At 60.9% G+C, this 21,115-nt stretch carries 17 protein-coding genes; 9 read left to right on the top strand and 8 right to left on the bottom strand.

Annotated elements, in window-relative coordinates:
• The first annotated feature begins 467 nt into the window (after positions 1-467).
• Entirely contained in the window at positions 468-2,012 is a 1,545-nt protein-coding gene (gene tnpC / locus ACFLEY_RS42655; protein ID WP_224517700.1) for an IS66 family transposase, read from the top strand.
• Positions 2,013-2,564: 552 nt separating this feature from the next.
• Here the strand turns inward: tnpC and ACFLEY_RS42650 are convergent.
• Both ACFLEY_RS42650 and ACFLEY_RS42645 read right to left on the bottom strand, forming a co-directional pair.
• Positions 2,565-3,659, bottom strand: a complete 1,095-nt coding sequence (locus ACFLEY_RS42650) for a hypothetical protein (RefSeq protein WP_129557395.1) — start codon at positions 3,657-3,659, stop codon at positions 2,565-2,567.
• A 145-nt stretch (positions 3,660-3,804) separates the two neighbouring features.
• On the bottom strand, positions 3,805-5,133 hold the full coding sequence (locus ACFLEY_RS42645; RefSeq protein ID WP_063824249.1) for a DDE-type integrase/transposase/recombinase: 1,329 nt from the start codon (positions 5,131-5,133) through the stop codon (positions 3,805-3,807).
• Positions 5,134-5,247: 114 nt separating this feature from the next.
• Here ACFLEY_RS42645 and ACFLEY_RS42640 point away from each other — a divergent pair, with 114 nt between their 5' ends.
• Entirely contained in the window at positions 5,248-6,435 is a 1,188-nt protein-coding gene (locus tag ACFLEY_RS42640; protein ID WP_396604997.1) for an IS256 family transposase, read from the top strand.
• 732 nt (positions 6,436-7,167) lie between these two features.
• Here the strand turns inward: ACFLEY_RS42640 and ACFLEY_RS42635 are convergent.
• Positions 7,168-8,511 carry an IS1380-like element ISBdi2 family transposase gene (locus ACFLEY_RS42635; RefSeq protein ID WP_396604427.1) on the bottom strand — a complete coding sequence of 448 codons (1,344 nt, stop codon included), beginning with the start codon at positions 8,509-8,511 and terminating at the stop codon, positions 7,168-7,170.
• Between the two features lie 463 nt (positions 8,512-8,974).
• On the opposite strand from ACFLEY_RS42635, the gene ACFLEY_RS42630 reads away from it, so the two are divergent.
• Entirely contained in the window at positions 8,975-9,559 is a 585-nt protein-coding gene (locus ACFLEY_RS42630) for an NYN domain-containing protein (protein ID WP_060909209.1), read from the top strand.
• Between the two features lie 78 nt (positions 9,560-9,637).
• Here ACFLEY_RS42630 and ACFLEY_RS42625 read toward each other — a convergent pair.
• Positions 9,638-10,767 (bottom strand): IS3-like element ISRj2 family transposase gene (locus ACFLEY_RS42625; RefSeq protein ID WP_085967151.1). Its coding sequence is split into 2 segments (ribosomal slippage): positions 9,638-10,515 and positions 10,515-10,767, totalling 1,131 coding nucleotides; the frame shifts between segments, so codons are not numbered across the junction.
• A 378-nt stretch (positions 10,768-11,145) separates the two neighbouring features.
• On the opposite strand from ACFLEY_RS42625, the gene ACFLEY_RS42620 reads away from it, so the two are divergent.
• Positions 11,146-12,858: an outer membrane beta-barrel protein gene (locus tag ACFLEY_RS42620; protein WP_211434535.1), complete on the top strand. Its 1,713-nt coding sequence runs from the start codon at positions 11,146-11,148 to the stop codon at positions 12,856-12,858.
• Between the two features lie 115 nt (positions 12,859-12,973).
• Here the strand turns inward: ACFLEY_RS42620 and ACFLEY_RS42615 are convergent, their stop codons facing one another.
• The 3 genes from ACFLEY_RS42615 to ACFLEY_RS42605 form a co-directional block, all read right to left on the bottom strand.
• A complete protein-coding gene (locus tag ACFLEY_RS42615) occupies positions 12,974-13,282 on the bottom strand; it encodes a GMC oxidoreductase (protein WP_060909208.1) in 309 nt (102 codons plus the stop codon).
• Positions 13,283-13,307: 25 nt separating this feature from the next.
• On the bottom strand, positions 13,308-13,445 hold the full coding sequence (locus ACFLEY_RS42610) for a hypothetical protein (RefSeq protein WP_249163558.1): 138 nt from the start codon (positions 13,443-13,445) through the stop codon (positions 13,308-13,310).
• A gap of 640 nt (positions 13,446-14,085) precedes the next feature.
• On the bottom strand, positions 14,086-14,856 hold the full coding sequence (locus ACFLEY_RS42605; RefSeq protein WP_060909207.1) for a hypothetical protein: 771 nt from the start codon (positions 14,854-14,856) through the stop codon (positions 14,086-14,088).
• Between the two features lie 168 nt (positions 14,857-15,024).
• Here ACFLEY_RS42605 and ACFLEY_RS42600 point away from each other — a divergent pair, with 168 nt between their 5' ends.
• Together ACFLEY_RS42600 and tnpB are read left to right on the top strand one after the other, a co-directional pair.
• Entirely contained in the window at positions 15,025-15,423 is a 399-nt protein-coding gene (locus ACFLEY_RS42600; protein WP_026192391.1) for a transposase, read from the top strand.
• Complete coding sequence (gene tnpB / locus ACFLEY_RS42595; protein WP_060909277.1) at positions 15,420-15,722, top strand: IS66 family insertion sequence element accessory protein TnpB; 303 nt, start codon at positions 15,420-15,422, stop codon at positions 15,720-15,722. The genes ACFLEY_RS42600 and tnpB overlap by 4 nt, the downstream gene beginning before the upstream one ends.
• On the opposite strand, the gene ACFLEY_RS42590 is transcribed toward tnpB, so the two are convergent.
• Entirely contained in the window at positions 15,676-17,781 is a 2,106-nt protein-coding gene (locus ACFLEY_RS42590) for a recombinase family protein (protein WP_060909278.1), read from the bottom strand. The genes tnpB and ACFLEY_RS42590 overlap by 47 nt on opposite strands.
• A 550-nt stretch (positions 17,782-18,331) precedes the next feature.
• Between ACFLEY_RS42590 and ACFLEY_RS42585 the strand changes: the two genes are divergently transcribed.
• The 3 genes from ACFLEY_RS42585 to istB are packed head-to-tail and all read left to right on the top strand — an operon-like array spanning position 18,332 to position 21,103.
• Complete coding sequence (locus ACFLEY_RS42585; protein WP_396604426.1) at positions 18,332-18,544, top strand: hypothetical protein; 213 nt, start codon at positions 18,332-18,334, stop codon at positions 18,542-18,544.
• 29 nt (positions 18,545-18,573) lie between these two features.
• Positions 18,574-20,331: an IS21-like element IS1631 family transposase gene (gene istA / locus ACFLEY_RS42580; RefSeq protein WP_100214066.1), complete on the top strand. Its 1,758-nt coding sequence runs from the start codon at positions 18,574-18,576 to the stop codon at positions 20,329-20,331.
• A 4-nt stretch (positions 20,332-20,335) separates the two neighbouring features.
• Positions 20,336-21,103, top strand: a complete 768-nt coding sequence (istB, locus tag ACFLEY_RS42575) for an IS21-like element IS1631 family helper ATPase IstB (RefSeq protein WP_038952109.1) — start codon at positions 20,336-20,338, stop codon at positions 21,101-21,103.
• Positions 21,104-21,115: the final 12 nt, after the last annotated feature.

Raw genomic sequence — 21,115 nt, 5'->3', positions numbered from 1 at the left:
ATAAAAGCTCGAGTAGAGCCTCCATACTCAGCTTAATCTGATTTGCCTCTTGCTCATAATATTCGATTGCGGTTGCTTGAATCAGAAGACTGCTTCCTGCGCGATACTCAACTTCATACGAAGCGGGAATGCCTCGGCCTCGCTGACCGATCTTCCTAATCACTCGATATGAGCGCCCCCACAAAGGATGGTGGGGGTCCCGAACCTCGACCACCTCCGGAAATGATTCGTCAGACTCACTATCAGGGACATTCCTCAATCCCCTCGTTTGAAGGGCTGAACTGGAAGCGAGTGGGCGAACGGATTGTCGCGACGCCAGCTGCGGCGAACTGACTCAGACCCGACAACCTGTTTCGCGCGGGGCTTTGGGATGATAGCTTGCGGATGTGCCGCCGTCCCCCATTGATCCCGCCCGTCTTGCAGCGCTGCCCGCCGATTTGCGCGCGCTCTTCCGCGCGCAGGAAGCGATGATTGAAGCCGAGCGTCGTCGCGCAGACGATGAATGCTCGGCGCGCCTTCATGTCGAGAGTGAACTGGCTGCGTCCAAAGAGAGCGTCGAACGCCTCGAACTGCTCGTGAAGGAGTACGAGCGCGCACGTTTCGGTAAACGCTCGGAAAAGTTCAATCCCGATCAGATGCAACTGGTTCTCGAGGACATCGAGATTGCCATCGCCGAAGTCCAGGAACGCCAGGACGATCGTGCGCGCCGCGCCGGCACGGCGCCGTCCAGCCGCCGGACCAGGCGCGCTGCCCGTGCCTTTCCCGCGCACCTGCCGCGCATCGAGCAGGTGATCGAACCCGAGAACCTCGAGTGTCCCTGCGGCTGCGGCCGGATGGTCCAGATCGGCGAGGATCGCTCCCGCCGTCTCGATGTCATGGCCGCCCAGTATCGTGTGATCGAGACGGTGCGACCGCGCTACGCCTGCGCAAAGGGCTGCACCGGTGTTGCTCAGGCGCCGGCGCCCGCCCATCTCGTGGAGGGTGGCATCCCCACCGAGGCGCTGCTGGCGCAGGTGGCGGTCGCCAAGTTCAGCGAGCACATGCCACTCTATCGTCAGTCGCAGGTTCTGGCTCGGCATGGCATCTTCATCGATCGCGCCGTTCTGGCAGACTGGATGGGAACGGTCGCCTTCCACCTCGCGCCGCTGGTCGAGCGCATGAGCGTCGTGATGAAGCAATCGGGCCGCTTGTTCATAGACGAGACCAGGGCGCCTGTGCTCGATCCGGGCCGGGGCCGAACGAAGACCGGCTATCTGTGGGCTGTCCTGCGCGACGATCGCGGCCACGGCGGCGCTGATCCACCAATCGTGGTCTACCACTACGCGCCAGGACGCGGTGGTGACCATGCTGAGCGCATCCTCGAGGGCTTCGACGGCATCCTTCAGGTCGACGGATACCAGGGCTATCATCGGCTCGCACGGCCCAAGCGCAAAGGCGGCGTGCCGCTGCGGCTGGCCGCATGTTGGTCCCACTCAAGGCGCAAGATCATCGCAGCGACTCCGAAAGCCGGCTCACCCATCGCCGAAGCCGTTCTCGCGCGCATCGCCGCACTCTATGCGATCGAGAAGGAGATCCGTGGCGCCGACGCCCCGGCTCGGCAAACGACCCGTAACGAGCGATCACGGCCGCTCGTCGCTGAACTCGAGAGGTTTCTGCGCGAGCAAGCCGCTCGCCTGTCGCCGGGCAGCGAGATGGGCAAGGCGATCGCCTATCTCCTGAACCATTGGGATGGCCTCACCTTGTTTCTCGACGATGGTTGCGTTGAGATGGACACCAATCCCGTCGAAAATCAAATCAGGCCGCTGACTCTGACGCGTAAAAATAGTTTATTTGCTGGTCACGACGAAGGTGGTCGTTCATGGGCGCGCATAGCTTCGCTCATCGCCACCTGCAAAATCAACAGCGTGGAGCCCTACGTCTGGATGAAAGCGACGCTCAAAGCGATCGCAACCGGTCACCCGCAGTCCCGGATCGACGAGCTCCTGCCCTGGTCGTTCGGCCGCACCTCGTAATTCTCCGTCGTTGCCGCCTCCATACCCCCCGCCAACGATTTGCAAACACGTTGATCAACAGACTGCAATCCCCACGCCAAACCTTTGCGAATGGGACGCGAACGTCGCTTACTATGAACGAGGGAAGGCATGATGGAATGCCCACGATGCTCTGCGTCGCAAGGGAGTTGACCCTGATGTCCATCATGCTGGCGGAGTTCTCGTAGTAGTCCGCGGCAGGGAAAACCTGCCACATGGCGAAGGGGAACAGTTCAAACTGCTTGGAGTGCAAACTACCTGACCGAATGAGGTGAAGACCTTTGATAATCAGTGAAATGCAGCACAAGCGCCGAGAGCGATCCGAACCGAAGGTTCGATCGCCTCCCTCGGCTGATTGCCAACCGGGAATGGCTTGCCGAGGCCGCTCGGATTGTTCTGGCGTCAAGTGGCGCACGAACACCGGGCATCGACGGAATAGATAAGCAACGATTGCAGGTCAGATTGGATCAGCATCTGGATGACCTGCGGAAAAGCCTACTGGACGAGAGTTATCGCACAGCCGGTGAAGCGAATCTATATCCCGAAAACCAACGGCAAGCTACACCCACTGGGTATTCCGACGCACCACGCATAATGCACCTCATACAGTTTGCGTTGGGGATGATGGATGAAGATGCCCGGAATTTGCCACCCATTTTCGCAGACGTCGATCAACAGTGTTATCAATCGCGATGGCGTATTTGGTTTGCCGTGCACCGCTGAGACAACGCCGCGCTCGATCCAGTAGTGGACGACCCACGGGCTGACGCCATATCTCTCACGAACTTGGCTGACTGTAAGCGTTCCGGTCGAAAGCGACGGGCCGGGGATAAGATGCTTAAACCGGATCCAACGTACGATGCTGACCGTGAAGGGCTTGCCGGTTGAGCTTGTCAGCCCTTCGCCATTGAGCCGTTGGACGATCTCTTTATCATCGTATTTTTCCGCCATCGTACGGATTTTAGCAACAAAGGTGTCGGAATAACGGATGGCCTCGGCGCGGTTTGGCTGGCGACGGACATCGATCGTTTCGGTCGCTCCGCCCTGCCAACGAATTTGCAAATGCAACAGCTTGGGTTCCGTACCCTTGACGACGCTGACATCACGGATCAACAAACGCAGCATTCGCTTGCGGTCGCAAGCTGAAGTGGTTGTTGCCTTCCAAAGTCGAGGAAAGTCTTTGCCGAGCTGTAGAACTTGCTGCTTTTGTTCAGGTGTGAGGCTGCGCATTGCTTGACGCTCAAAGTCGGCGACCTCGGCCTTGAGTTCGATCATCCGCTGCATAGCGTCGTTCCAGCGCTTTTCGAGCGTGCTGGCAACCAGGCGATTGCTGGGGTCGGCCTCCTCATAGCGGCGTTCTGCCAAGTCAGCATCGTAGCGTGCCCGCTCGATCCTTCGGTGCCATTGCGCAGAAATCGCGTTGTCGCGCGCTTCCAAATTGGTCAGCGCTTCGAGTGCAAGTTTGATTGTCAGTGGCGTAACGGCGGTCAACAAACGCGCAGCGATGGCTGTCAATCGGCGTTTGACTGGGACCCCCCGTATTGCCGCATCTGCGAATGTTACCCTGATGGCGCCGTTGCAGCGGTCGATGCGATGTCGACTGATTGGCCGCGCCAGGTTGCTTTCCAAGCTTGCTCGGTGGGAGGGGCTGTGGGCGGGTCGGGCCCTACATAGCCCGAGCCGTCCACAACCCCGGACAATGGGGCAGCGGTGGTGGCGTCGCCGAGCGACTCCTCCGCGACCAACTGCTCGGCAGCCCTCCGTCTAAGCGCCCTCAGCAGACGCTGCACGATCGAATGCTGTCTCGTCCCGAACTCCTCGGGTGTTTCTCGCTCAGCCGGCCGACGATGGCGAGTGCAGTCAGCTGCGGCTGCTCTGCGAGCCAGGCTTCGATCGCAGCAAGATGCGGGTCGAGCTTGGACGGCATGCGAACCCTGGTCTTATAGGGCCGACGGCTTCGCCGGTGCGTGGCACGCGGCTCGCCGGCCGTCACCGTCTTGCCGAGCGTCTTCGCAAACGTCGCCGCGGTCGCCGGCGCGGTGCTCGTGCAAGCGCGTTGCAGGCAGCGCGCCTGTCCGGCACGACGATCGACGCGATTGCCGAGTTCGTCCTGGGTTGCGCGAATCTCGGCCAACAGCGCGACCGGATCGAGCGAGCGATACTGATCGCGTAGCCGCCGCTTTACAGCCGCGGTCACCTTGGGATGGGCCAGCGCGCGCTGATAGGGCGTCAACGGAGCATGATAACGCTTGATCACTTTAGCCCCTTCGCGACGCTTCTCCTTCAGCTTGAACGACGGCTGGAAGAAGTTGACGTAGAGCCGTGCCGCAGCATAAAGGCGGCCCATCATACGCGCCGTCTCGACGCCATCGAAGCGGCCATAGCCCATGAGGCGGCGGACGACGGCACCATTCTTCTGCTCGACGAACGCCTGATCGTTCTTCTTATAGGCACGCGAGCGCGTCACCTCGAGCTTCTGTTGGCGGCACCATGGCACGACGACATCGTTCATGAAGGCGCTGTCGTTGTCGAAGTCCACGCCGCGCAAGAGCCAGGGGAACAGGCTCTGTGCGCGGTTGATCGCCTCGGCAACCAGCGAGCCATCCCGCGTCAGCAACGGCAGGCACTCCGTCCAGCCCGTGGCGATATCGACCATCGTGAGGGTCTGGATGAACGAGCCAGCCACCGACGTGCCGCCATGGGCGACCATGTCGACCTCGCAGAAGCCCGGCGGCGGGCTGTTCCAGTCATTGAAGGTGCGGATCGGGACCTCGCGCCGGATTGCCGAATGGAACCCGGCACGGCGCCGCCTGCCGCCGCTCGCCGCGATCTTCACATCGACGAGCAGGCGATCGATGGTGGCGGCGCTGATAGCCAGAACACGGTCACGGTCCGACTGGCCAAGCTGCAATCGGCCATGTCGCTCAAGGGCAGGCAGCAAGGTCGGGATCATCACCTTGAGCCGCTTGCCGCACACCCGATCCGACGCCTCCCACAGCGCAGTCAGCGCGTCCTTGATCGTCGCGCCATATCTGCGTCTTCGCTTTCTTGTTGCCTCGACCTCGCCCGGTCCAACCGCCTCGCGTCGCCTGAGCGCGCGCACCGCATGCTTGCGATGCTAGCCAGTCGTCGCGGATAACGTACAGAGTCTTTCGCACTTTCAGGATTGACGGCTTCCTCTAGAATGAAGGAGCTTTGAATGAACGATGGGAATGCCATGGGTCAGGTGATCCAAATTGATGAGGCCCGGATTCGAGATCACCTGGGCGAGATGGTCCGCGGGACGGTGGAAGAGACACTGAACGCCATGCTGGAGGCCGAAGCGGACCAGCTGTGCGGTGCTGGGCGTTATGAGCGCAGCCCGGCCCGGCAGGACACGCGGGCGGGCAGCTACGAGCGAACGCTGCAGACCAAGGCGGGCGACGTCAATCTGAAGGTTCCGAAGCTACGGCGGCAAACCTTCGAGACGGCGATTATCGAGCGCTACCGGAGGCGGGAGAGCTCGGTCGAGGAGGCGCTGATCGAGATGTATCTGGCCGGGATTTCGGTTCGGCGGGTCGAAGACATTACGGAGGCGCTGCGGGGCACCCGGGTCAGCCCGAGCACAGTGTCGAACCTGAACAAGAAGATCTATACCAAGATCGAGGCGTGGCGGAATCGCAGGATCGAAGGCGAGCATCCGTATCTCTACCTCGACGGCATCGTGATGAAGCGCAGCTGGGCTGGTGAGGTTCGCAACGTCTCGCTGCTGGTGGCCTCGGCGGTCAATGCCGAGGGGTTCCGGGAGATCCTCGGCATCTGTGAGGGCGCCAAGGAGGACAAATCCGGCTGGTCATCGTTTCTGCGGCATCTCGTCGATCGCGGTCTCAAGGGCGTGCAGTTGGTGGTTTCCGACGCGTGCCGAGGTCTTGTCGAAAGCGTTGCGGATTATCTGCCCGAGGCACGCTATGAACGCTGCATGGTGCATTTTTATCGCAATGTCTTCAGCCACGTGCCGTCGACCCGGGTCCGCGAGGTGAGCCACATGCTCAAGGCCATTCATGCCCAGGAGAGCCGCGCCGCGGCCGACGACAAAGCCAGGACCGTCATCGCGGATCTGCGGGCAAGCCGTATGGCCAAAGCTGCTGATCTCGTCGAGCAGGCAGTTCACGAGACGCTCGCCTACTATGCCTTTCCAGATATCCATTGGCGGAAGATTCGAACGAACAATCCGCTCGAGCGCATCATGAAGGAGATCCGGCGACGAACCCGTGTCGTCGGCGCCTTCCCCGACGGTCAATCCTGTCTCAATTTGGCGGCGGCCCGGCTGCGGCACATTGCCGGAACGGCGTGGTCGACCAAATGCTACATGAACATGCGACCGCTCTATCAGCCACAACTCTCTGAAACCGGAGCCGTCGCCTGATCAAAGTGCGAAAGATTCTGGACAGTACCTCGTCGCGCACAGCTCGTCGAGGATCCGTCCCTTCTCCGCTCGTTTGGCCGATCGGTAACGCTCCGTTACCACCGACACCACCTCGCGCCGCGCGCCCATGCTGATCTTCCCGCCATAGACGCCACCGAACCAATTCGATGGCACCGACCCAATCATCGGCGAGAAGTTGTCCAGTAACATTCTGGGTGAGGCAATGCGGGGGTCCTTATTCCATGCCGAAACACAAGCGGTCATGCGTACCGCGTAAACAGGCCGAACACATGGCTGCTCCGACCAATGCTGCAAAGTGAAGTTTCTTCTTGCCAACCCGGAGCCGTCCACACATGGCCCAACGCGGAAGTCCTGCGACGTCCGCTTTCGCGCCGAGGCATCCCGGATCAGACGGCGTCCCCATTATGAGTACACGCCCTTCTGTAATGGGCCCGATGATGTCAAGCCTCCCGAGTGAACGCCACGCCGCCGAGCTCATGCTTCTGTTCGTGGTCGACGCCTGGCCGCCACATCATGCTGTCAGAGGGAGCGGTGAGCCTATCTAGCCCGTCCTATTCGTGAGAGTGCGGCTTTTGGGCCCGATTGATGCGGCCGCACATCTTGTCTGACGAGGCGCACAGGATTGCCTTCGGCTTTTCGCCGCCTGACGACCGGTACTTTGCAACGCGCTTGAGGGATGGGTTGGGCGAAGGGGGGCGGACGCCCCGCCGGTCAAGGACCGAGCGGCAGCAGCGCGCCGGGCAAGCAGCGGATCAGGTCGGCTTCGGGACATGCCGCGGCAAACGCAAGGCGAATGCGGCTCGAGGTCTCGACCACACGGGCGGCGAGCTTCAAGAGCCGAAGACGCAGCGTCGCGAACTCGGCAGCGGCCAATTCCCGGACTTTGGGAATGGCCTCGCGCACGGTCAGCATCAGCCAATAAGCGGCCGTATGGAGCACGAGACGGACCTGGTTGGCGAGCGCCGAACGGCAGCTGGTGCGGTCGGAGGCGAGCTGTGTCTTATGCAGCTTGATCAGATTCTCTGCTTGGCCGCGCGCGCAATACAGGCTGTCGTAGATCCACTCGGCCGAGCCGACATCGAGGCTGGTGACGACGAAACGGATGTCGAGGCCGAGCATCGTCGCCTCAATACGGGCGACGGTGCGCCGTTCGCGATCCCAGGACTTTGCCTTGTGGCGCGTCTCGGTATAGCCACGCAGAACCGGCAGGTTCTCGATGGCGCGTCGGGTGCGGATGTCGTCGGCGACCTCGTCGACTTTTCTGGCGAGAGGCTTGGTGCCGGACAGACCGAAGATGTAGTCGATGCCGTTGGTCTCGCACCACGCCATGGCCTCCGGCCGGGCATAGTGCCCGTCGCCACGGAACGTAATTTGCGTGTTGTGCCACCGCGTGCGGATATGCCGTACCAGGCGGCGCAGAAGGGCACGCACCTCGACGCCGCCCGGCGTCTTGCCGGGCCGCAGCACGACGGCCACGGGCCGGCTCTTCTCCGTGTCGTAGACGTGGATCGGCAGAAAGCAGCGTTCATCATAATGAGCGTTGAACAGCGAGAGCTGCTGATGGCCGTGGACGACGTCGCAGGTATCATCGATGTCGAGCGTGACGGATGCCGGCTCGTGGGGGTAGCTATCCATCCATGCGTCGACCAAAATGTAGGTCAGCCGGATCACGTCGCGCAGGCGCGGAGCATTCTCCAGCCGCGACAGCGTCGGCTGGGAACACAAATATCGGCCCGTGTCCGGCAGGCGACCGCAGGCCAGCTTGAATGCCGGATCGGACCGCAGATGATCGAGGTCGTCGGCGTCCTCGTAGCCGCAGCAGATCGCGAACATGCGCGCGCGGAACATATCGACCAGGCTGTGCACGACCCGCGTCGGATCGCGCCGATCCGGGAACACCCGGGCCAGATTGTCGGCCAAGCCGAGACGCCGCTCGGCCATCGCCAGAAGCATCACGCCCCCGTTCGAGGTTAGGCGCCCACCATCGAAGGCAGCTGTGACTTTCTTGGCGTGAATGGCTGGAAACGAGAAGGGCGGAATCGTATCGTCGGTCATGGCGGGCGTGGCGTTCGCGGTTGGAGGTGATGGGGTTGGCTTCACAACCGAATCCTACGCCGTATCAGCGCTTTACACCACGCTCGCCAGCCTCTCGGGCGCCTCTTACGAATAAGACAGGCTAGCAAGTTCGCCCAGGCGCTCTACCTCACCTCTTCAGTTCTTCATTTTGAGACAAGTTGGGTCTTCGGATAGCTGCATCAGTCGGCCTTCGAGAACGGCCGCCTAAGCCGGGAACGATTGGGGAGTAAGGCTGTTGGTCTCTTCCGCAACATTCTAGCGCTCAGTTGAGCTGAAACAGTTTGGAGGTTTTTTGTGGAGATGGAGAGCTTGCTTGGCCTCTTGTGAAGAGCGATCTTTCATCCACACGACGGACCGCTCCAACTCTCCGTCTAATATTCGCCGTGTTCTAGCGGATAACCTGGGCGGCCCCCGCGCATTGATTTTGAAAGTCGGAGCAGCAATGTCACCTTTCGGCAAGACCGCACTCTTTATCGATGGCGCCAACCTCCACGCAACCGCGAAGACCCTGGGCTTCGACATCGACTACAAGCGCCTCCTCAAGGAATACCAGAGTCGGGGCACACTGCTGCGCGCGTTCTACTACACGGCGATCATCGAGGATCAGGAGTATTCGTCGATCCGTCCGCTGATCGACTGGCTCGACTACAACGGCTACGCCGTCGTCACCAAGGCAACCAAGGAGTTCGTCGACGCCAGCGGCCGCCGCAAGGTCAAGGGCAACATGGACGTCGAGCTCGCGGTCGACGCCATGGAACTCGCCAGGCACATCGACCAGATGATTCTGTTCTCCGGCGATGGCGACTTCCGTTGCCTGGTGGAGGCGGTACAGCGCCGCAGTGTTCGCGTGACCGTGATCTCCTCCCTCGCCAGCCAGCCGCCGATGGTCGCCGACGAACTTCGGCGCCAGGCGGACGAATTTATTGACCTAGCGGAGTTGATGCCAAAGGTGGGGCGCGAGAGCTGGCCCCGGTTGTTTGGACAGCGCCCCGCTGGATTTAAGTGGATTCCTGCCGGGTTATGCTGAACGCGGGGCTTTACGGTTTTGTCGTTGCGTCGGGAGGGCGTAGCCCGACCAGAGCGACGACAAAACCGTCGGCGACGGTCATGCGGCCATCACCATAGCTTGCGTGCCGAAGTAAGCCTCGTCGGGCGTGCGCCCGTCAAGGCTCGAGTGAGGGCGTCCCTGATTGTAGAAGGCCAGATACTTGGCAATTGACGCTCGCGCCTCGGACACGCTGTCGTAGGCGCGGAGATAAACTTCTTCGTATTTGACCGTGCGCCAGAGCCGCTCGACAAACACGTTGTCGCGCCAGGCGCCCTTGCCGTCCATGCTGATGGCGATCTTCGCGTCCAGCAGCACATCGGTGAACTCGAGGCTGGTGAACTGGCTGCCCTGATCCGTGTTGAAAATCTCGGGCCTGCCGTGCTTCGCCAACGCCTCCTGGACCGCTTCGACGCAGAAGGCCGCCTCCATTGTGATCGAGACGCGATGGGCCAGGACCCGTCGGCTGAACACATCGACGACCGCCGCGAGATAGACGAAGCCACGCCGCATCGGAATGTAGGTGATGTCCATTGCCCACGCATGGTCGGGCCGCTCGATCTTCAATCCGCGCAACAGGTACGGGTAGATCTTGTGACCCGGAGCCGGCTTGCTCGTGTTCGGGCGACGATAGACCGCCTCGATCCGCATGCGCTTCATCAGCGTCGCGATGTGGCGGCGACCGGCGTATACGCCCTCCCGCCGCAGCAACGATCGCAGCATACGCGCTCCCGCGAAGGGATAATCGAGATGCAGCTCATCGAGCCGACGCATCAAGGCAAGGTCCTCGGCCGAAACTGGCCGAGGTTCATAGTAGACCGTGCTGCGAGCCAGCTTCAGGACCTTCGCCTGGCGCACGATAGAAAGATCATGATCGCGGTCGATCATCGCTTTGCGCTCAGCAGGCCCGCCTTGGTGAGCGCGCCGGACAAAAAATCGTTTTCCAACGCCAGCTCGCCGATCTTGGCATGTAACGCCTTCAAATCGACCGGCGTCTCGGCCGATGTCTTGTCATGCCCAAACACGCCGGCGGCGCCTTCCAGGAGCTGGTTTTTCCAGATCGTGATCTGGTTCGGATGAACATCAAACAGCTGCGCCAGCTCCGCCAGTGTCTTGTCGCCTTTGACCGCAGCCAAAGCAACCTTCGCCTTGAATGCCGGAGAATGCGTCCGGCGGCTCTTCTTCGTCATCTTCGCTCCTGATTCGCAGCAAGAATCCTCGCCGCTGTCAGGCAGAAAATCCACTCAAGCTACTGTCCGAATTTGCGGGGCCAGCTCTGTGGCGCTCGCGGTCGAAGGTGATCGGTTGGCTTCGCAACCGAATCCTGCGCCGCATCAGCGCTACACCACGCTCGCCAGCCCCTCAGGCGCGCTCTTGCGAATAAGACGGGCGAACAGCGCGACTGTCGGGTTTGAGACCAATGTTCCCAATTTGACGCGCGTATCCAGTAGTAGGCGTGGAGAACCTCGATTTTCGAGCGGCACGCTGCTTGCTTCATTCGCGGCGCCGCCACCGATGCCGGCGCGAAGGCGCTCGGTAATGGACGGGAATGCGCAGCGGAGTGTTTGATGCGATCTGGAGTTCTTGTTTGGGGAGCCACAACAATTGCGCTCGTCACAAGCGAAGCAACCAATTCGGCTGACCTTGAGCCAGCGGTGCAACTGCCCTCGGCGGTGTGGAGCTGGTCGGGAGGCTATATTGGCGGGCACGTCGGCGGTGGTTACGGCCGAACGTCCTTCAGTGATCCCTATGGTCCATCGATCTATGGCGACGTCGTGGATACCCCTGTGTTCCTGGCGGGTGGGCAGATCGGCTACAATTGGCAGAAGAATAGCTGGGTGTTTGGCCTCGAACTGGATGCCAGCGGGGCTGTTTCCGACGGCACCAATACCTGCCTCGCGGCCTCTGGCTTTGTTGTGAGCGCAAACTGCAAGGCAGGTCCAAACCTCTTTGCCACCGGGACCGGTCGCGTCGGTTACGCGTTCGGCGCTCTCGGCCATACGCTGGCCTATCTCAAGGGAGGCGTGGCTTGGCAAGCCAATCACGGCAACGTCCTCAATAACAACGAATTTAATGGCTTCTGGCCACAGGAGAAAACCCATTTCGACTATGGTCAGGTCGGTGGCGTCATCGGGCTGGGCGTCGAGCAAGCGCTTACGCCTGCATGGTCGGTCAAAGTAGAGTATGACTATCTGCATTTCAGTGGGCCGAGTGTCGCGCTCCCTCCGACGGTGCAGTTTCCGCCGTTCGCAATCGTTCCGGCGAACACAACCAGCCTGTCCAGTAACTACCACATCGGAAAGATCGGTTTGAACTATCATTTTGGCGCCGACCCGCAAGCGGCGCGATGGTCCGATGCGCCGTTGTTCGCGAAAGCAACGGACAGCGTGCCGCCGATTGCTGACACAGCCGGTTGGTCGTTCGAAGGCGGCTCGCGGCTCTGGCTCAGCCGCGGACGATTCCAATGGGACGCCAGCGCTGTGCCCGATGAGATCGCTACTGGAGATCCTAATATTCTTATATCAAGGCTCACCTACCACGGCCTCGACGGACTTTCCGGGGAGTTATTTGGCCGCCTTGACAGCCCGTGGGGAGTGTTCCTGAAGAGCAACGTTGGCATCGGGCGCTTCGACAAAGGAAACATAAACGATGAAGATTGGGGCCTCGATCGCAGTCTCTCCTATGTCAACACGATATCAGGCCAGGCCAACGGGAGGTTCACTTATTACACGGCCGACGTAGGTTACGATTTCCTGCGCGGCGCCAACTACAAGGTCGGCGGCTTTATCGGCTGGACCTACTACGAACAGAGCTCCGACTCCATCGGATGTGTAGAGATCGCCAACCCGATGAGGACATGCTTGCGGCCAGGTGACGACACGGTCATTGGAAGCCAGAATACTCAGTGGAATGCACCTCGTGTCGGTCTAAGCGCTGAAACCATGCTCACCGAGCGTTGGCGCTTGAGCACCGACGTCGCTTACCTGCCTTGGACCAATTTCAAAGGGCGTGACTATCATCTCTTGCGCCCGTTCACCACCTTCATTGATCAACGCGGGAACGGAGGCGGGGGCGTCCAGCTCGAAGGCGTGTTGTCTTACTTCATTACCAAGAACTTCAGCGTCGGCGTCGGCGGCCGCTATTGGGCAATGTGGACCCAAAAGGACAGCGATGTGATATGCACAGGCTGTGATGGCCCGGGAACCACTTTGACTGAGTTTTCGAAGTTCAGCATGGAGCGCTGGGGCACGTTCTTTCAGGCGTCCTATAAGTTCAATTGAGAGCGCCGACCGCAGCCAAGCTTGGGAAGAGCAGTGACTGGACCCAGTGGCCTTCGTTCAGCGCCGCTTGGCGCGAACGTATGGCTGGTGTGTAGACCGATGTAGAGTTGAATGACTAGACTTGGCCGGGGACTTGCCCCTTCCTTAAGGCATTCACGATGTGAGTGCCGACGCGCAGGGCGTTTGCAACCACCGTGACCATTGGATTGAGGCCGAGCCCAGTCGGCATGAAGCTGGAGTCTACCACGAACACGTTTTTCGCTTCGTGTAGTCGGCAAAATCGATTTACGACGGAGGTCTCCGGGTCATCCCCCATGCGGCAGGTGCCCATTTGATGATCGCCGACCAATGATAGGATGGCTGGGGTTGGTTCCGCGCGCAAGATAACCCCGGCATCCGTTTGCTTTTTGAATATCTTGGCCATCGCAATCTGGCCCACGCGATCGACATTAATCTCGTTGGAGATCGAACCGGTTGAGCTGGTTGAACGAGATCTTCTCGCTCTCGGAGGTGGCCGGGTAGAGCGCGACCGGACAGGTCACCAGGGACAAACGCAGGAAGCCTTTCCAGTTGGCGCGGGGGGCCATGTACGCAGAACTCCGGTCGGGGCGGCTTGGATTCAAGACGAACGGCGGAGCCTGGTTCCGACATGGTGGCGCTTCGCCACGCGATTTTACCAAAACCAACGGGCGGCATCGCCTCCCGGGTGCCGTCTTGGCCATCGCAAGCCGAGGGGATCTGAAGCCCCTCGGAATCGACTGAGATTGACGGCCCGACGGACCGAATCGTTGAAAGAGCCTTTGAGGCTGACTCGCGCGCGAGGCAGTCCATATCCCATCCTCTGGCGAATGGGTCCGATTCAGTCCTAAGTTATATTACGTCAGCTCCGCTTCCTGCAGCGTAGTTGGTAGCGTTGGTGGTATCGGTCGCGGTCGCGAGGTGCATACCTTAGATCTTTCATATAGTTAATCGGCATTTTCGATGACGATTGCAGGAACGTCGCTCACCCTCACACTATCGACCGCGCCTTCGTCGCGCTTGAAAGCGCGGGATGAGAGCTCGGATTGAGCGCGCGGGCGCCTTAAGCGCCGCGCCCCCCAAGCACGCCGGCCGTCGCCACTCCAGTTCGCCGTTACTACGTAACCGGCGAAACTGGCGAACTGGCGGAAGCTCCGACCTTCAAGCGAGCAGCGGTCGCCAATTCATCGCCAGTTGTCGCCGGTTGCTCTATTCGTCGTCCTCTCTACGATCTGGTAGCGGCAATTCAGGCTGGAAAGGTCCGGGTGCGATAAAGTCGCGCTCCTTGCCATCTCTGTCCTTCCGGCGATCGACCTTGAGAACCTTGTTAGCAATCCATGTTTTGATGATGGTTTTGATACGTTCGATCTGCCCCGGATCGTTCAGGCCACCGTGCGAGATTGGGATGTTCAGCCGCGTCGCGAGCGCATAACCGATCCAGTTCGGCGACCGCATGTCGGTTCGATATTCGCCAGTTGCCGCCAGTGATCTCGCCAGTTCCACGTGTTCCGGGGTGACACCGTGAAAGGGGTTCGGCGGCGACCATGAAATGGCGGCTGCAACCTGATCCCCGTTCGCGAGAGTTACGACAATCAGGCGCATCCATTTGGCCCGCCCAAGCGGGCCCATGTTGGCTTTACCGTTCGAGGCCCGGATATGCAGTCGCCGCTCGTCCTCGGAAAGTCCGAGCTTGCGGGCTTCCTCCTGGCTCATGAAGTTGAAGACTCGCGCCGAGCGCACTGCCCAGATGACCGCCGAAGCTCCGCGAGCGTCTTCAACGGTGGTCTCAGTTTGCCCTGGCTTGGGCTTGCCGGGGTGATAGACTTCGCCGGCCGAGTTGGTTCGGTTGGCGATGGCGCCGAATCCTTCCTTGATGACGACATCCATGTGGCCATTGTCGTTCTCGGCCACCGCGTGGAACCCGACGAGGGGGTCGACCAAGAAGACGTCGATCCTCTGTCGCTGGATGAAGCCTTCCATATACGCCGCGACCGCTGCATCGATGACCGGCGCGCCTCTGTCCAGAACGGCAATCCGTAGCGGATTGTCGGTAAGCGGAGCTTTTCTCCCATTTGATTGACTGGTTTCGCTTCGGCTTTCGCTCTGCGATCCTTGGCTTGTCAGAGAGCCGAGAGGAGACTGAAGGCGATGGAACAATCGGGGGAGGAAGCCGAAGCTGATGGCTTTGTAGGGAAGCTTACGCGCCGGACGCGTTCTGGAGGCCGGTTATGGTCTGCGGAGATCAAGGGGCGCGCTGTTTTCGAGAGCATGAAGCCCGACGCCCGGGTATGTGATGTCGCACGGCGTTACGGTGTGAAGGCCCAGCAGTTGACGACGTGGCGCAGATTGGCGCGTGCTGGCCGGCTCGCATTGGTCACGGACGACGCGGCGGATTTCGTGTCGATCGAGCTAAGCGATCCAGTGGCGTCAGGCAAGAGCGAGGGGCCCGTCGAGATTACGATTGGCAAGGTTTCGGTCCGCCTGGATGCGGACGTGTCGGCGGTGCGGATCGCGGAGATCGTGACTGCGATCGAGCGCGGCGCATGATCATTCCGGCGCAGGGACTGCGGATTGTGCTTGCTGTGCGTCCTGTTGACTTCCGGTGCGGGCACGACGCGCTGGCCGGTCTTGTGCAAAACACGCTTGGGCTCGATCCGCATTCGGGCCTGATCGTGGTTTTTCGTTCGAAGCGCGCCGACCGGCTGAAGATTTTGCTATGGGACGGCACGGGCCTCGTTTTGGTCTACAAGCGCCTTGGCCGCGATGGTCGTTTCGAGTGGCCGCAGATCAGCGACGGCGTCATGCATCTGACGCGCGTGCAGTTCGAAGATGCCCCTCCTTGTTAGGCTGACAGATTCTTAGATCAAGTTGCGCGATGACGTGGTTTCGAAGGTCTCCGATGGCGTGAAGAACGGATGGTGTATTCGGGAAGAGATAGGCGCCGCTGGGCTGGCGATCAATTAGCAAACGCTTGGTTCGGATCTGAACATAGAGCCAGTTTACTGGAATCTCGAGCCTTCGGGCCAGTTCGGGCGGGCTGAGGTATGAGTCGTCATGCTCCCATCGGCTGCGCTGGGCAGTTACCTTGATGGCGGCGGCACGACGGAGCCGCCCAACGGTGATAGGCAGCACCTTATCGGCGCAACGGGGAGAGCGGTGACCTTCCCGAGTAAGGATTGTGGCGATCTTGTCGTCTGGGACGCCGTCGCGAGCGAGCGTCAGAAGGCGTTCCCGCATCTCTGTGCCTCGCGTCAATCTGGTGACGGAGTTGACGCTCATCTTCACTTCGAGCTCCGTCACGGCGCCTCCCCGCCAGACGATCCTAGCCAGGGCCAAGTCGCGCTCACCGCGGTCGAGAACGACCTTTTCGATGAGACATCGCAACAACGCCTTGCGATGCGCATCCGAGATAGTCTCGTCACCCCATATCTGCGGGAGGCGGCCGGTGAGGCTGATGACCTTGTCGTTGAGCTCCTTGCTTATGGCCACTTGTGTGATGGCTTTGGGCGGCGTCTGTCGGGCAAGCGCCTCTTCGGCGGCGCGCACGTCGTTTAGCGCCGCTTCCCATCGACGCTCGAGTTCCGAGGCGACCAACCGATTATCTGGATCAGCTCGGTTGAACTGCCGTTCGGCGAGCGCCGCCGTGTATCGCTTGCGCTCGAGCTCTCGTTCTGCACTGGAGCGTAGCGCATTGTTCGTCTGCTGCTGCACCCGGCGGGAGCGCGACAAGGCATCGAGTTCGGCCGGCGCTAGTGCGGTTAGGAATGCGTCGCCAACGGCTGCATCGATATGGGCGGCGCGGATGTGTTGGCAGGTTGGCTGACCTTCCTGGGTACGCAGGTGATTGCATACATATTCGCCGCCGCCCTTGTAGCGGACGTACATCTTATGGCCACATCGTGCGCACCAGGCAATGCCGTGGAGCAGGAGCTCGCCATTGCGAGGCGCGCCGCGGGTTTTGATGCGCATGTATTCGGCTCGGTTATCTCTGATGACGGATCGGATTTTTTCATAAATTGGCCAGTCGATATAGGCTGGATATCGATCTTTAACGACGATCCGCCACTCCTCCATCGGCCGCGGAGCCTTTTGTGGCAGGGCCCCCTCCCGCTTCGGCGGCCGGAAGCGGGTTCGTCCATAGACAAAGGCGCCCGCGTATGCGGGGTTCTTCAAGATCGCCGCGACGGCAGCCAGCGTCGCGCGCGTCCAGCACAAATCGCCATATCGATCACGACGCGGCAGTTCCAGGTCACGCTCGTTCAACGCTCGCATGACCTTGGCAACGCTGCGCAGCTGCAGGAATAACTGGAAGACGAGACCGAGCCGCCCTTGCACGGCCATGTCGGGATCCTTAACGACCACACCGCTCGGGTCCCGCATCAGCCCGATTGGCAGCATAACCGCAAGTTCGCCGCGTTCGGCTTTGGCCAGCAGGCCGGCGGTCAGCCGGCTGCGGATCGTATGTAGCTCAAGCTCGGAGATCGAACCCTTCAGCCCGAGAAGCAACCGTCCGTTGGGAGTGCCCGGATCATAGACACCATCGCGGTCGGCGATCAGGCAGCCACGTAGACCACAGATATCCAGGAGCGGATACCAGTCGGTACAATTACGCGCCAAGCGGGTCACGTCGATCGACAGGATGAGTCCCACTTCACTCAGGCCAACACGGCCAACGAGTTCCTTGAAGCCGTTACGCTGTGCTATAGACGCGCCGCTCAACCCGAGATCGGCATCAATCACGTCGATGGCCGCCTCACGCCATCCGAGTTCGCGGGCGCGCTGGCGAAGCGCGTATTGAAGGCGCAGGCTCTCCTGATTGCTTACGACCTGATGGGGCGTCGACTGCCGGATGTAGACTACGGCTTTGCGCGCCAAGTGGCTTGGTGTGACCAGCTCGGACTTCATGAGGGATCTCCGCCAAAATTGCGGCGACGTCTTCGACGATCTGGCGTCGGAGCGCGGGCGTCAGCGTCGACCAAAGATCGGCTGGATCCATGCTCATGTGCGTCGGGACAATCCGCTGTCGATAAAAGCTCGAGTAGAGCCTCCATACTCAGCTTAATCTGATTTGCCTCTTGCTCATAATATTCGATTGCGGTTGCTTGAATCAGAAGACTGCTTCCTGCGCGATACTCAACTTCATACGAAGCGGGAATGCCTCGGCCTCGCTGACCGATCTTCCTAATCACTCGATATGAGCGCCCCCACAAAGGATGGTGGGGGTCCCGAACCTCGACCACCTCCGGAAATGATTCGTCAGACTCACTATCAGGAAGCGAGTGGGCGAACGGATTGTCGCGACGCCAGCTGCGGCGAACTGACTCAGACCCGACAACCTGTTTCGCGCGGGGCTTTGGGATGATAGCTTGCGGATGTGCCGCCGTCCCCCATTGATCCCGCCCGTCTTGCAGCGCTGCCCGCCGATTTGCGCGCGCTCTTCCGCGCGCAGGAAGCGATGATTGAAGCCGAGCGTCGTCGCGCAGACGATGAATGCTCGGCGCGCCTTCATGTCGAGAGTGAACTGGCTGCGTCCAAAGAGAGCGTCGAACGCCTCGAACTGCTCGTGAAGGAGTACGAGCGCGCACGTTTCCCCCGTGGGTCGGTCAAAATCCCCCGGGTATGGTCACTTGAAACTCCCCCACCTGATGATCGCCGTCAGCGCCGCTGAACAGCAGTAGCCGGTCAGGCAGGACGTTTATGTTCGACCCCTTTAGCCAGCAAGGGGCCGGGGAGTTGAACGTCTTGAAGCGACATCTGCAAAGCACCGTACTTACATTACTTGATCGCAACACCAGCCAGCGCGAGATTCACCGGCTGACGGGTGTCGATCGCAAGACGATCCGGCGTTATCAGGCGCTGCGGGCCGGTGCGGAGGCAAATTCCCCCGGGGAAGTGACCACCGGCTCGGTGAGCGCGGACGGCCAAATTCCTCCACCCCGACCACCGGCTTTTGGGACATCGGAAGCGACGGTCACCAGCAGCCTGGCCCGTTCGGCTTGCGAAGCGCATCGGACGTGGATCGAAGAACAGGTCCGGCTGAAGCGGAACGCGCAGGCGATTTACCAGGACCTGGTTGATCAATTTGGCTTTCCGTCCAGCTACCAGAGTGTCAAGCGGTTTGTGCGCCGGTTGCGGCACGCTGATCCTGAGCAGTTTGATCGTCTTGAGTTCCTCCCCGGCGAGGAAGCTCAGGTCGACTATGGCGAGGGCGCGCCGACGGTTGATCCGAAGAGCGGGCGGTACCGTCGTCCCCGCCTGTTCGTGATGACGCTACGCTACTCGCGGCGCAGCTTCCGGCGGGTAGTCTGGAAGTCCAGCCAACAAGTCTGGGCGCAGCTCCACGAAGAGGCGTTCCGGTATTTTGGCGGGGTCCCCAGCTATGTCGTGCTCGACAACCTGAAGGAAGGCGTCCTCAAGCCGGATTTGTACGAGCCCCAGCTCAACCCGATTTACAGCGCGATGCTGGCTCATTACGCCGTGGTCGCCGATCCCGCGCGCGTGGCCGATCCAAATCGGAAAGGATGCGTCGAGAATGCGATTCAACATACCCAGGGCACTGCGCTGGCCGGACGGCGCTTCGAGACGCTGGAGGCGCAAAACGAGTTCTTGAGGCACTGGGAGGAGAACTGGGCTTCCAAACGCATCCACGGCAGCACGCGCCGTCAGGTCGAGGCGATGTTCCAGGAAGAGAAGCCGCACCTGCGGCCGCTGCCTGTCGCTCCCTTCCGCATCTTCACCGAAGTCGTCCGGACTGTCTGCGACGACACCACCGTACGCGTCGACAACAGCTATTACGCCGCGCGGCCCGCGCCGATCGGCAGCCAGGTCGTCGTGCGCATCTACACCACCACGATCGAGATCCGTGATCGCCACACCCGTGCGCTGCTGCGTGTTCATTCCCGGATGGCGCACCCCGGTTCTGTCGTCCTGCCGACCAGCGAACGGCCGTTCAACCCGTCGCGGCAAACCGCCGTGCTGCTGGCGAGCGCCGAGCGCATCGGACCGCAGACCAGGGCCTTGTGCCAGCAGGTGTTCGACACCGAAGGGCGCCCCGGACAGCGCGCGATGTGGGGCATTGTCGGGCTGGGCCGGAAGTATCCGGCGCGGCTGGTCGAGCAGGCCTGCGCGCACGCCATCGACAACCGCATCTACCGCTACAAGCACGTGCGTGCGACCGTCGAGCGGTTGTTCGAACAGGCGATCGAGCAGGTTGGAGTGACGCCACAGCCGGCATCGCCGCTCACCCAGGATCATCCGCTGATCCGTACCCCCGCGGAATACGGCGACCTCTTCAGCCGCGCTGTGCGGCGCGACGCCGACGACAATGGTCGGCAGGCCGAGGCTCACGACGATCACGCCACGGCAATCCGCGCTCGTGTCGCCTGCGCAACCCCGGCCAACTCCGGCGCCACGAGCGCTCCCGCTGCACCTTCTCACCTTAAACTGGAGACCTAGCCACATGATGACCATGCCGGAAATTGAGCGTTGCCTACGACAGCTGCGCCTGTCGGGTGTCCGCGACACGCTGCAGACGCGCGTGCTCCAGGCGCAGGGCGCCAACCAGCCCTTCCTCGAGACCTTCTCCCTTATCCTGCAGGATGAACTGGACCGTCGTCAGTCCCGTCTTATCGAGCGGCGATACCAGCAATCCGGGCTCGACGAAAAGCTGACGCTCGCCGAGTTCGACTGGTCCTTCAATCCCAAACTGCCACGTCAGACCTGCTTCCAGCTCCACACCCTGGCGTTCATTGCCGCTGGCGAGAACGCTCTGCTTGTTGGCAAACCTGGCACCGGGAAGTCGCACATCGCCAAGGCGATTGCCTATCAGGCGATCCTGCAAAGCCACAAGGTCCAGTATCTTGAGACCGACGACTTCTTTCACCGCTACGCCCTGAACTCTCCGGCACAACGCGAGGTCCGGCTGCGAACCATCATCGACTGCGATCTCCTCGTGCTGGACGATCTATTCCTCGCACGCGCCATCCCCGACGACGCCGGCACTTTGCTGCAGACCCTGATCCATCAGCGTTACAAACTGCGCCGCAGCGTCATCGTCACCTCCAATCGCGTCGTGCAGGATTGGGGGGCATACCTTGGGGACAACACTATGAGCACGACGATCCTCGATCGCCTTATGCATCATTGCCATCTGCTTGAGTTCGACGGACGCAGCTATCGGCTCAAAGAAGCCGCTGAAGCTCTTGCCCGGGAAACAAACTCAAACTAACAGTCCCTTGTC

The organism is Bradyrhizobium sp. YCK136 (assembly GCF_044570075.1).
GTDB lineage: Bacteria > Pseudomonadota > Alphaproteobacteria > Rhizobiales > Xanthobacteraceae > Bradyrhizobium > Bradyrhizobium diazoefficiens.
This window is presented reverse-complemented; position numbering and strand designations above follow the sequence as displayed.

Coding starts and splice junctions, on each gene's coding strand:
- tnpC (WP_224517700.1), top strand. CDS start 468: ATGATTGAAGCCGAGCGTCGTCGCGCAGACGATGAATGCTCGGCGCGC.
- ACFLEY_RS42640 (WP_396604997.1), top strand. CDS start 5,248: ATGGGTCAGGTGATCCAAATTGATGAGGCCCGGATTCGAGATCACCTG.
- ACFLEY_RS42635 (WP_396604427.1), bottom strand. CDS start 8,511: ATGACCGACGATACGATTCCGCCCTTCTCGTTTCCAGCCATTCACGCC.
- ACFLEY_RS42630 (WP_060909209.1), top strand. CDS start 8,975: ATGTCACCTTTCGGCAAGACCGCACTCTTTATCGATGGCGCCAACCTC.
- ACFLEY_RS42620 (WP_211434535.1), top strand. CDS start 11,146: ATGCGATCTGGAGTTCTTGTTTGGGGAGCCACAACAATTGCGCTCGTC.
- ACFLEY_RS42615 (WP_060909208.1), bottom strand. CDS start 13,282: ATGGCCAAGATATTCAAAAAGCAAACGGATGCCGGGGTTATCTTGCGC.
- ACFLEY_RS42610 (WP_249163558.1), bottom strand. CDS start 13,445: ATGGCCCCCCGCGCCAACTGGAAAGGCTTCCTGCGTTTGTCCCTGGTG.
- ACFLEY_RS42605 (WP_060909207.1), bottom strand. CDS start 14,856: ATGGAAGGCTTCATCCAGCGACAGAGGATCGACGTCTTCTTGGTCGAC.
- ACFLEY_RS42600 (WP_026192391.1), top strand. CDS start 15,025: ATGGAACAATCGGGGGAGGAAGCCGAAGCTGATGGCTTTGTAGGGAAG.
- tnpB (WP_060909277.1), top strand. CDS start 15,420: ATGATCATTCCGGCGCAGGGACTGCGGATTGTGCTTGCTGTGCGTCCT.
- ACFLEY_RS42590 (WP_060909278.1), bottom strand. CDS start 17,781: ATGAAGTCCGAGCTGGTCACACCAAGCCACTTGGCGCGCAAAGCCGTA.
- ACFLEY_RS42585 (WP_396604426.1), top strand. CDS start 18,332: ATGATTGAAGCCGAGCGTCGTCGCGCAGACGATGAATGCTCGGCGCGC.
- istA (WP_100214066.1), top strand. CDS start 18,574: ATGTTCGACCCCTTTAGCCAGCAAGGGGCCGGGGAGTTGAACGTCTTG.
- istB (WP_038952109.1), top strand. CDS start 20,336: ATGATGACCATGCCGGAAATTGAGCGTTGCCTACGACAGCTGCGCCTG.